This is a genomic window from Protofrankia sp. Cj5 (assembly GCF_917627405.1).
In the GTDB taxonomy this organism is placed as follows: domain Bacteria; phylum Actinomycetota; class Actinomycetes; order Frankiales; family Frankiaceae; genus Protofrankia.
On sequence record NZ_CAKJTO010000001.1, the window covers coordinates 1 to 8,767 of the forward strand.

Annotated in this window: 8 protein-coding genes; 1 reads left to right on the forward strand and 7 read right to left on the reverse strand. The window is 68.7% G+C overall.

What is annotated here, in order from left to right; genetic code table 11:
- The 7 genes from MJ777_RS00005 to MJ777_RS00035 all read right to left on the reverse strand — a co-directional run.
- Positions 1-1,243, reverse strand: a 1,243-nt coding sequence (locus MJ777_RS00005) for a serine/threonine-protein kinase (RefSeq protein ID WP_239372241.1), incomplete at its 3' end; no start/stop codon positions are given.
- 97 nt (positions 1,244-1,340) lie between these two features.
- On the reverse strand, positions 1,341-1,736 hold the full coding sequence (locus MJ777_RS00010; protein ID WP_239372251.1) for a metalloregulator ArsR/SmtB family transcription factor: 396 nt from the start codon (positions 1,734-1,736) through the stop codon (positions 1,341-1,343).
- 61 nt (positions 1,737-1,797) lie between these two features.
- Positions 1,798-2,556, reverse strand: a complete 759-nt coding sequence (locus MJ777_RS00015) for an SDR family oxidoreductase (protein ID WP_239345543.1) — start codon at positions 2,554-2,556, stop codon at positions 1,798-1,800.
- A gap of 146 nt (positions 2,557-2,702) precedes the next feature.
- The gene (locus tag MJ777_RS00020; protein ID WP_239372253.1) at positions 2,703-3,440 is read right to left on the reverse strand and encodes a YceI family protein; all 738 of its coding nucleotides are present in this window, start codon (positions 3,438-3,440) and stop codon (positions 2,703-2,705) included.
- Between the two features lie 376 nt (positions 3,441-3,816).
- Positions 3,817-4,539 carry a DUF305 domain-containing protein gene (locus MJ777_RS00025; RefSeq protein ID WP_239311046.1) on the reverse strand — a complete coding sequence of 241 codons (723 nt, stop codon included), beginning with the start codon at positions 4,537-4,539 and terminating at the stop codon, positions 3,817-3,819.
- A 7-nt stretch (positions 4,540-4,546) separates the two neighbouring features.
- Entirely contained in the window at positions 4,547-6,007 is a 1,461-nt protein-coding gene (locus MJ777_RS00030) for an FHA domain-containing protein (RefSeq protein WP_239311045.1), read from the reverse strand.
- Positions 6,008-6,188: 181 nt separating this feature from the next.
- Entirely contained in the window at positions 6,189-7,976 is a 1,788-nt protein-coding gene (locus MJ777_RS00035; protein WP_239311044.1) for a glycoside hydrolase family 15 protein, read from the reverse strand.
- A gap of 281 nt (positions 7,977-8,257) precedes the next feature.
- On the opposite strand from MJ777_RS00035, the gene MJ777_RS00040 reads away from it, so the two are divergent.
- Positions 8,258-8,755, forward strand: a complete 498-nt coding sequence (locus MJ777_RS00040; protein WP_239372255.1) for a hypothetical protein — start codon at positions 8,258-8,260, stop codon at positions 8,753-8,755.
- Positions 8,756-8,767 lie beyond the last annotated feature (12 nt).

Sequence of the window (8,767 nt, forward strand, 5' to 3'; positions counted from 1 at the left end):
GGCCAGGTGCGACCGGAGCGGGGGCGGGGGTGGCCGGCAGCCGCCGGGCCGGGGCGGCGGCCGGCGGCGCGGGCGATAGCAGCGGATAGGGCGAGACCGGTGACGATGGCACCGACGATGGCGACGATGGCGACGATGGCGACGATGGCGGCGGTGGCGCGGGCGGGTCAGACGGGACGAGCCCCACGGTGCCACCGACGTCGGGCGGTGACGGCACCGCGGCCGCCGGATCGCGCGGGGCGTGCTGGGCGGGCGCCGGGCGCCGGCCCGACTGACCGCCCTCCGCGGATCCTCTGCGCAGCCGTCTCGCCGATTTCCTCGGCTGGGCTCCCGCCGTCCCCGGCGGCCTGGTCAGGCTGGTGGCGTCCGCACCGCCCATCAGGACGGCCCGCAGCGCGTCGGCGCTCGGGCGTTGGGCCGGGTCCTTACACATCGCACGCGTGACAAGTTCGCGCAGGTCGTCCGGGATGCCGGTGAGGCGTGGCTCGTCGTGGATGATCCGGTAGAGGATCACGTCGGTGGGTCCGTCGCCCCAGGCCGAATGGCCGGTCCCGGCGAAGATGACGACACTGCCCCAGGCGAACACGTCCACGGACGAGGTGACAGGCTCGTCGACTATCTGCTCAGGAGCCATGTAACCGGGCGTGCCGATCGGCTGCGCGCCGACATGGCTGATATTGGTCAGGATGTTCGACGAGCGGGCGAGCCCGAAATCGATCACCTTGGGGCCGACCGGTGACAGCAGCACGTTGGACGGTGTCAGGTCCCGGTGGATGATGCCGGCGTTGTGGATGGCGCTCAGCGCGGTCGCGACGCTCAGCGCGAGGTGCTCAAGGTCGGCGGGCCGCAGCGGGCCGCGGGCGCTGACCATTTTCGACAGGGTCGGTCCCTCGACGTACTCGGTTACCAGGTAGGGCTGGGGGCCGTCGGGGTCAGCATCCAGTACCGCGGCGGTCGCGAAGCGCTTCACCTTGCGGGCGCTTTCCGCCTCGCGCCGGAAGCGGGCGCGGAACTCGGGGTGCTCGGCGAGATCCGGGCGTATTACCTTGATCGCTACCCACTGGCTGTCCTGGCGGGAGGCATCGTGCTGGGCGGGATCCTGGTGGGAGGCGAGGAAGACAGCGCCCATCCCACCCTGCCCGAGGCGGCCGGCGATGCGATAGGGCCCGAGCTGGCGAGGGTCCTCCGGACGAAGCGGGGCCACGACATTGCCCGACACGGGCGGTGGCGTCGTTCCCGGCACGGCCGCACCCCCCGGAAACGCTCCGATTCCTGTTGCTTCGATTGTGCCGCCACGGTACGCCACGCCCATGTTGGGACGTCCGCAGCCTCGTGGAAGCTCAGCCAGGCACGCTGCCATCCGTGAGCCCACTCGGCATGATTATGTTACCGAGAGCGGCCAGCCGCGCGGGAACAGTCCGGTAGTAGGACCACACACCGCGCTTGTCGCGGGTGAGCAGACCGGCGTCGACGAGCACCTTGAGATGGTGGCTGATAGTGGGCTGAGTCAGGCCCAGCGGTTCGGTCAGTTCACACACGCACGCTTCGCCGCCGGCATGGGCGTAGATCAGTGAGAGCAGCCGCAGCCGGGTCGGGTCGCCCATGGCCTTCAGGACGCCGGCAAGCTGGGCGGCCGCCTCGGCGGACAGCGGCTCGCGGGCAAGCGGCGTGCGGCATGCCCAGTCCTCGTTCGCCAGCGCCTCCGGTCCGGAACGGGCATGGGTCGCGGCCATCATTGCAGCATGCCCCGATTATTGACAGCCGTCTATGAGCGCCTGGCAACAGGGGTATCAGGGGCTACCCGGGGAGCATGCGTGCCGGGCGCATCACGACCTCGGTGACGGTGGTGCGGATGGGCAGAGCGAGCACCGCTGTCACCATTTCGGCCACGTCCCGCGGTGCCATGAGTGTGTCCGGCGCCCAGGACGGGCCGCCGGCCTGGACCACTTGGCGCTGCATGGGGGTCGCTGTCCGGCCGGGGAGCATCGTGCACACCCGGACGCCCGCGTCGGCGACCTCCGCGCGCAGGCTGTCGGCGATGGCCCGCAGCGCGTGCTTGGTGGCGGCGTACTGGCTGATGTTCGGGCTGGCGGTGATGCCCTGGGTCGAGTTGACGAAGATGATGTCTCCGCCTGAGCGCCGGCCGGCGTCGAGGAGTTCCGGGAGCAGGAGCTGGGTGAGGGCGTAGGGGGCACGGACGTTCACCGCGTACTGGTGGTCGAGGTCGCTGATGTCCGCTTCCGCCACGGGCGAGCGCTGGTAGGCGCCGGCTGAATGGATCATGATGGACAGACCGCCGGGCAGCTGGCGGACGGCCGCGGCGAGCTCGGCTCGGGCATCGGTGTCGGTGATGTCAGCCGGGTGGAGATGTATCTCGACCTCACGGCGGTCCGCCGCCGCGGCCAACTCGTCCAGAGCCCGTCGGTTCCGGCCGGTCGCGACGACCGACGCCCCCGCGACGGCGAGCCGCACGGCGATGGCGCGCCCGATCCCGCTGGATGCTCCGGTTACCAGCGCCGTGCGACCGACCAGCTCCGGTTGCCGCTTCGCGGTCATGCGCCGACGAGGTGGCCCGGAAGGAGACCCAGGAGGTGGTCTGGAACGAGACAAAGCCCCGCCCGCATGGTGGCGAGAGATCGAGTGTCTTGGTCGGCTACGGGCACAGCCGGCCATGGTACGCCCAATGCGTCATCGTCTCGGGATCAGGCTTTGGTGAACACGAGCCCAACTTCCATGATTCCATTGTCCTCGGTTTTGATCTCACTGAAACTCGGGTTGTTGATATTGTAATCGGCGAACACGACCGGGATCTGCCCGCTGATCAGGATTTGCGCGCCCGACCGTTGTGTGGTGAGCGGGATTGTGACTGACTTGGTGACGCCGTGCAGGGTGAGGTCACCGGTTGCCTGGTAGGTCTTTTTCTCGCCAGCACCGGGCACCGAGCCGAGGTCGATCGGTTTGGTCAGCGTGAAGCTGGCTGTCGGGTACTTCGACGTCTCCATGATCCGTCCACGGAACTGGTTGTCACGTTGTGACTGGTCGCTGGCGACGGTGGTCATGTCCGCGGTGAACCCGGCGGTGGGAACGGTCGTTCCAGAAATGATCATTTGTCCGGTGACGCCTGAGGTCCGGCCGACCGCGGTGGTGCTTTGCCCGAACAGGACTTCTTTGACGCGGTACCCGGCCTGCGAGCCGCTGGTGATTTTCCAGGTGCCATCCACTGATCCGCTGGTGGTTCCGCCGCCCGCGCCGCTCGCCTGCGTGTCAACGGACAGTTCGGCCGGGGGCGTGCTTTCGATGAAATTGATGTAGACAAACGGCCCGCCGACCAGGAGGACGACCGCGATGATCCCACCGATGATCAGCCCCTTCAGCCAGCGGGGGCGTTTTTTTCCAGGCTGTGTCGGTTGGCCGGTGCCCTGTGTGGTGTCAGCTGCCATGAATGACTCTCCGTATCCGGACAGTAAAAATTGGTCAGAATAATTCCTTTATAGCCGACTTCTTGTGCGCCGACTTAGAGCGCCCGAGGATAGGACTGTCCGGCTCGCGGCTCCCCGCATCCCGCCCGGCCGCGTTGTCGTCGGTCGGCGCCCAGCACCAGGGCGCCTTCCTCCGCCGCCTTGCCGGATCGGGCGCGGATGAGCCGCTCACTGATCGAACGCCCTATCCTCGGGCGCTCTAATGACGTGGAGTAGATGCCGTGGGGGCAACGTCAGGAAAGTCCGAGCCGATGGACAGGTGTGGTCTGTGTCGGCACGGGGCGCAGGCGGGTTGTCCGCCAGCGCGGCCAGAAGGTTCGCGCGGGCTGCTGGCGGGTCAGGCCGGGGGCACGCCCATGGCACGCAGATCGGCCTGCATCTGCTCGATCTCGGCTGCCTGGTTGATGACCATCGCTCGGGCCAGCGCGCGCACGTCGGGCTCCTCGGCGCGGGCCGCGGCCTCCTGCGCCATCGTGATCCCGCCGCGGTGGTGGCGGATCATGAGGGTGAGAAAGAGGGCGTCCAGTTCCCGCCCGGACGCCCCGGCCAGCTGGCTCAGCTCCGTGCTGGTGGCCATGCCAGGCATGCGCACGGCGTCCGTGGCGGCCCCGCCATGTCCGGAGCTGTCATGGTCCAGGTGCACGGACCGCATCCAGCGCATCGGTGGGTCAGTCGAGACCTGTGGCAGGCCCCACTGGGTCAGCCACGCCGACATGATGCCGATCTCCCGCTGCTGGGTGAGCGCGACGTCCGCGGCGACGCCTCGTTGGGTCGCGTCGGCACCGCCGCGGAACTCGACCATCGCCATCTGGACAGCCTGAGCATGATGGGCGGACATGTCGCGGGCGAACCCCGCGTCCACGGAGCCGTCGCCGGGGGGCCGGTCAATGATTCCCCGCAGGCCCGCGCCAGCCGCCAGCAGCGCGACCACCAGGGCGAGCGCCAGCGGCACCCAGCGGGACGCCCGGCGTAACCTCACCGTCCGGTCAGCGTCCCCACCACTGTCACCGTCGCTGTCACCGGGGCCGCTGCCGTCGCTTGTCCTGTCGCCGCTGGCCATGTCGCGTTCAGACCTGCATCCGCGAGTTGAACACGAACGTCCGCTTGCCCACTTGGACCCGGGTACCGGGGACGAGCGGAGCGGGCTCGTGCGGGTTCAGCGGTGTCCACACGGTCGCCTCGGGCGGGGCGATGTAGGTGCCGTTCGCTGAGCCCTGGTCCGCGATGACCGCGTCCCACCCACTGAGCGTGATGATCGCATGGACGCGGGACACCGCGCTCTCGCCGTCCTCGACCATCAGCGGACGCGCGCGGCCCGCTCGCACGGCTTCGTCCCGGTCGGGCTGCCTACCGATCACCAGGTCCTTGTCGACGTCGATGGCCGTGCCGTCGTCGAAGACGATTATCCCGATTGTCGGCCGGGGGCCCCAGACCGGCTTCCCGGTCTGTTGGGCCAGGGACAGTCCGCATTCTGTGCAGTACGGCGCGGCGGGGTGATTGAAGTGGCTGTTGGCGCAGAGGATCCCCTCGACCTGAGCTTCGGACTGGCCGGGCAGCATGGTCGGGGCGTCCTGGTCGTCGAACAGGTCGGCGACGTCGAGACCGCGGCCGGGCAGCTCCGTGAGCGCCTCGCTCTCGGTGTCCTCCATCCGGGCCGCTGAGTCACGTCCGGCGAGTTCGGCCGGTGGTTCGTCATCGGCGGACGTGAGAGCGGCGAAGTCCGCGGCCTGCGTGGGCTGGCCAGCTGCTCGCCAGCGCGCCGCATCGTCGATGTCCTGGCTGTTCAGGGGTGCCAGGGCCGGTGGCGCCGTGGACATCGACGACACCGACTGCGGCCCGGCGCCGGGGGACGCGCCCGCCGCCGGCTCGCCGCCCGCCGCCGGGATCGGTGCCGCCGAGGTCATCGGGTCGAGTGGCCCGCCGATCTCGGCCAGGAACTCCTCCTCAGCGCCTCTGGGTACGACCGCCGCCGGTGAGTCGGAGGCCACCAGCGTCGCCCCGATGCCGGGCACGGCACCGATCCGCAGGTCCAGCGGGAAAGCGTCACCTCTGGGGTCGCTTGTCACGCCATCGGCGCCGACGATGCCGGCTGGTCCGAGTGTGCCCACCGGCCCGATGTCGAGCCGGGCGACCTCGGCGGGCAGCAGGCGGTCCACCCAGGTGGCGGATTCGGCTCCGGACAGCGCGAGCGGGGTCGGTCCGTGGGCGGCCAGTTCCATCGAACCGTGGATCAGCGCGGCCAACCGGTCGCCCACCCCAGCCACCAGGGTGAAGTCGGGCACGGCCTCTGGGTCGGCGTCCGCGAGCAGCCCAGCGACCCGGCGTACCAGCCGGCGGCCGGTACTCGACGCCGGCCCCGAGTCACTGGCGACCTCAGCGCATAGTGCCAGTAGCGTCTTGGCTACTTCGTGTGTTTCGGGACGCCCCATCCGGGCGACGACAAGGACCCCCGGCAGACGGACCACCACCCCGGCATCCGCTCCGCGTCCGGTCACCACCTCGACCCGGAAACGGTCAAGTCCCGCCATCGTCGCGCCCCTCGTCCATCGTCCCTGCATCGTCTTCAGCCCAGCGCTGGTGAGCCGGATGTACCCCACCCATCCTGCCGGTGGATCGGGTCACCCGTCAGCAACATGTCGGCTTCCAGCCGACACGCGGACGCCTGACGGCTCCTATGCCCGTCGGCGACCTCCTGTTATGGAGATCGTTCTAGCCGAGCGCCCGGTCCAGGTGGACGGCGGCGCTGATCAGGGCGAGATGCGTGAACGCCTGCGGGAAGTTCCCCAACGCCTCTCCGGACGGCCCGATCTCCTCGGCGTACAGGCCGACGTGGTTGGCGTAGGTGAGCATCTTCTCGAACACCAGCCGGGCCTCGGTGACCCGGCCCGCGCGGGTGAGGGCCTCGACGTACCAGAAGGAGCACAGGTTGAACGTGCCTTCGTCCCCGTGCAGACCGTCGCTGCCGTCGGTGGCGTAGCGGCGTACCAGGCTGTCGCTGACGAGGTCCTCACCGACGCGGTCGAGAGTTGACAGGAAACGCGGATCGGTGGGCCCGGAGAACTTCACCAGCGGCATGCACAGCAGCGAGGCGTCCAGCCTGGATGATCCGGGATGTTCCATATACGCGCCGCGGACCGGGTCCCAGGCCGCGTTCTGGACAAAACGGTAGGCGCGGCCGGCGTAGTCCTTCCATTCGTTCGTCGGGCCGGGCAGGCCGCGCTGGCGGGATATGCGGCACGCACGTTCAAAGGCCACCCAGGTCATCAAGGCTGAATAGGTGAAGCGCTGCCGGCCGCCGCGGGTCTCCCAGATGCCTTCGTCCGGTTCCTCCCAGTGTTTGGCGAGCCAGTCGAGCTGGCGGGAAAGCGCCTCCCACAGCTGGAAGGAAATGGGCGCGGCGAGCTTGTTGTACAGGTAGACCGAGTCCATGAGCTCGCCGTAGATGTCCAGCTGGAGCTGGCCGGCGGCGCCGTTGCCGATCCGGACCGGCCGCGAGCCACGGTAGCCGTCCAGGTGCTCGAGCACGATTTCATCAAGGTCGGCATTGCCGTCCACGCTGTACAGGACATGCAGGCCGTTATCTGCCTGGGCTTCGTGGCAGCGCTGTTCCAGCCAGTCCATGAAGGCGGCGGCCTCGTCGGTGAACCCGAGCGTCATCAGGGCGTATATGGTGAACGCGGCGTCGCGGATCCAGGTGTAACGATAATCCCAGTTGCGGATGCCGCCGAGTTCTTCCGGCAGCGATGTGGTCGGCGCGGCGACCAGCGCACCGGTCGGCCGGTACACCAGCAGTTTGAGAACGAGCGCTGAGCGGTTCACCATTTCCCGCCAGCGGCCGTGATACCGGCTGCGGCGCAGCCAGTTCTGCCAGTAGACCAGGGTGCGGTTGAACAGGTGCTCCGCCTCGCCTGCCACGAGCGGGCGGATGGGGGTGTTCCATTCCAGGACGACATCCGCGCTTTCTCCGGTGTCCAGCGCGAATGTCGAGGTGACGCCCTCTCCGTCGGGCACAAGAGGCACACAGGTGCGTAGTGTGAGGGTACCGACAGGGGAGTCGAACACCGCTCCCTGACCGTCGACGATCGTCACTGTATGTGGTGTGCGTCCGTAGTCGAAGCGCGGGTGGCAGCGCAGCGAGAACGCGGCTCGCCCGCGGACGGCCCGGGCCTGGCGGACGATGACGTGCGGTGCTTCGGTGACGTCGCTGTCGACCGGGACCATGAAGTCGACGACCTCCCCGACGGCCTGCGGCGCGAGGAAACGGGTCATCGCCACGTTGGAGTCCGGCAGGTAGAGCTGCTTGGTGCGGGAGCCGGGACAGTGGATGCGGAATGCTCCGCCGCGTTCGGCGTCGAGCAGGCTGGCGAACACCGAGGGGCTGTCGAAGCGCTCTGGGCAGTACCAGTCGATGGTGCCGTTGGTCGCGATAAGTGCTACCGTGCGCAAATCGCCGATAACCGCGTGTTCCTCGATGGGGGGATAGTCGGTGTCGCGCATGGGTGGCCTCCGGGTGAGCGCCAACGGATCGTTCGTTCCAGCCGCTCCGCGAACGTACGCCCAGCCAGGGGATTGCGGGCATCAACTCCGTGAAGTGTCGGGCGATGCATGGCCGAGCATTCGGCGCCGGAGGCGTTCGGATCTGTGACCACGTGTGTGTCCAGGCCCTATGGCCGGCTGGCGTCGGCAGGCGCCCGTGACAGCCGCCACCCATATCACTCTACGATCACGCTATGCCGGCGCAGAGACCAGCGGCACCCGATGGCCGAGGCGGTCTCGTCATGTTCGCCAGGGGAGATCGGGTATCTCCAGTAGATGATCTTGGTGGTGGGGTCTGGTCGCGCTGCGGAACCGTGCTGGCGGTACACACCGCACCGCGCCGTGGGCCAGGGCCGGGTGACGACAGGGTGCGGGTCGAGACGGTCGGCTGGGTACCGCCAAGCGCGGCCCGCGCGACGGTTCTCTGGGACGACGGCACGGCCGAGGTCATCGCGGAGGATCGACTTTTCATGATTTATGATCAACAGGAGCCGATCGGCATCCGCGTCGTGACCGTCGCGATGCCGGCGCCCATCGACGTCGTCGAGCACGGTGGGCACGTCGTGCTATTGCTGCGCGAGGGGCTGCTGCCCCCGGACGAGGTCCAGTACCTGCGGGACAAACTGCGCAGAGTTCGTGCGTCACTTGCGCCGGAAAGCTCCGACGGTCGTTCGCCGACGGAAACCCGTCGGCGCGACCTCGAACTGCTCCGGGCGCTTATCGCCCAGTTGACGGGCTAGCCCCACATTTCC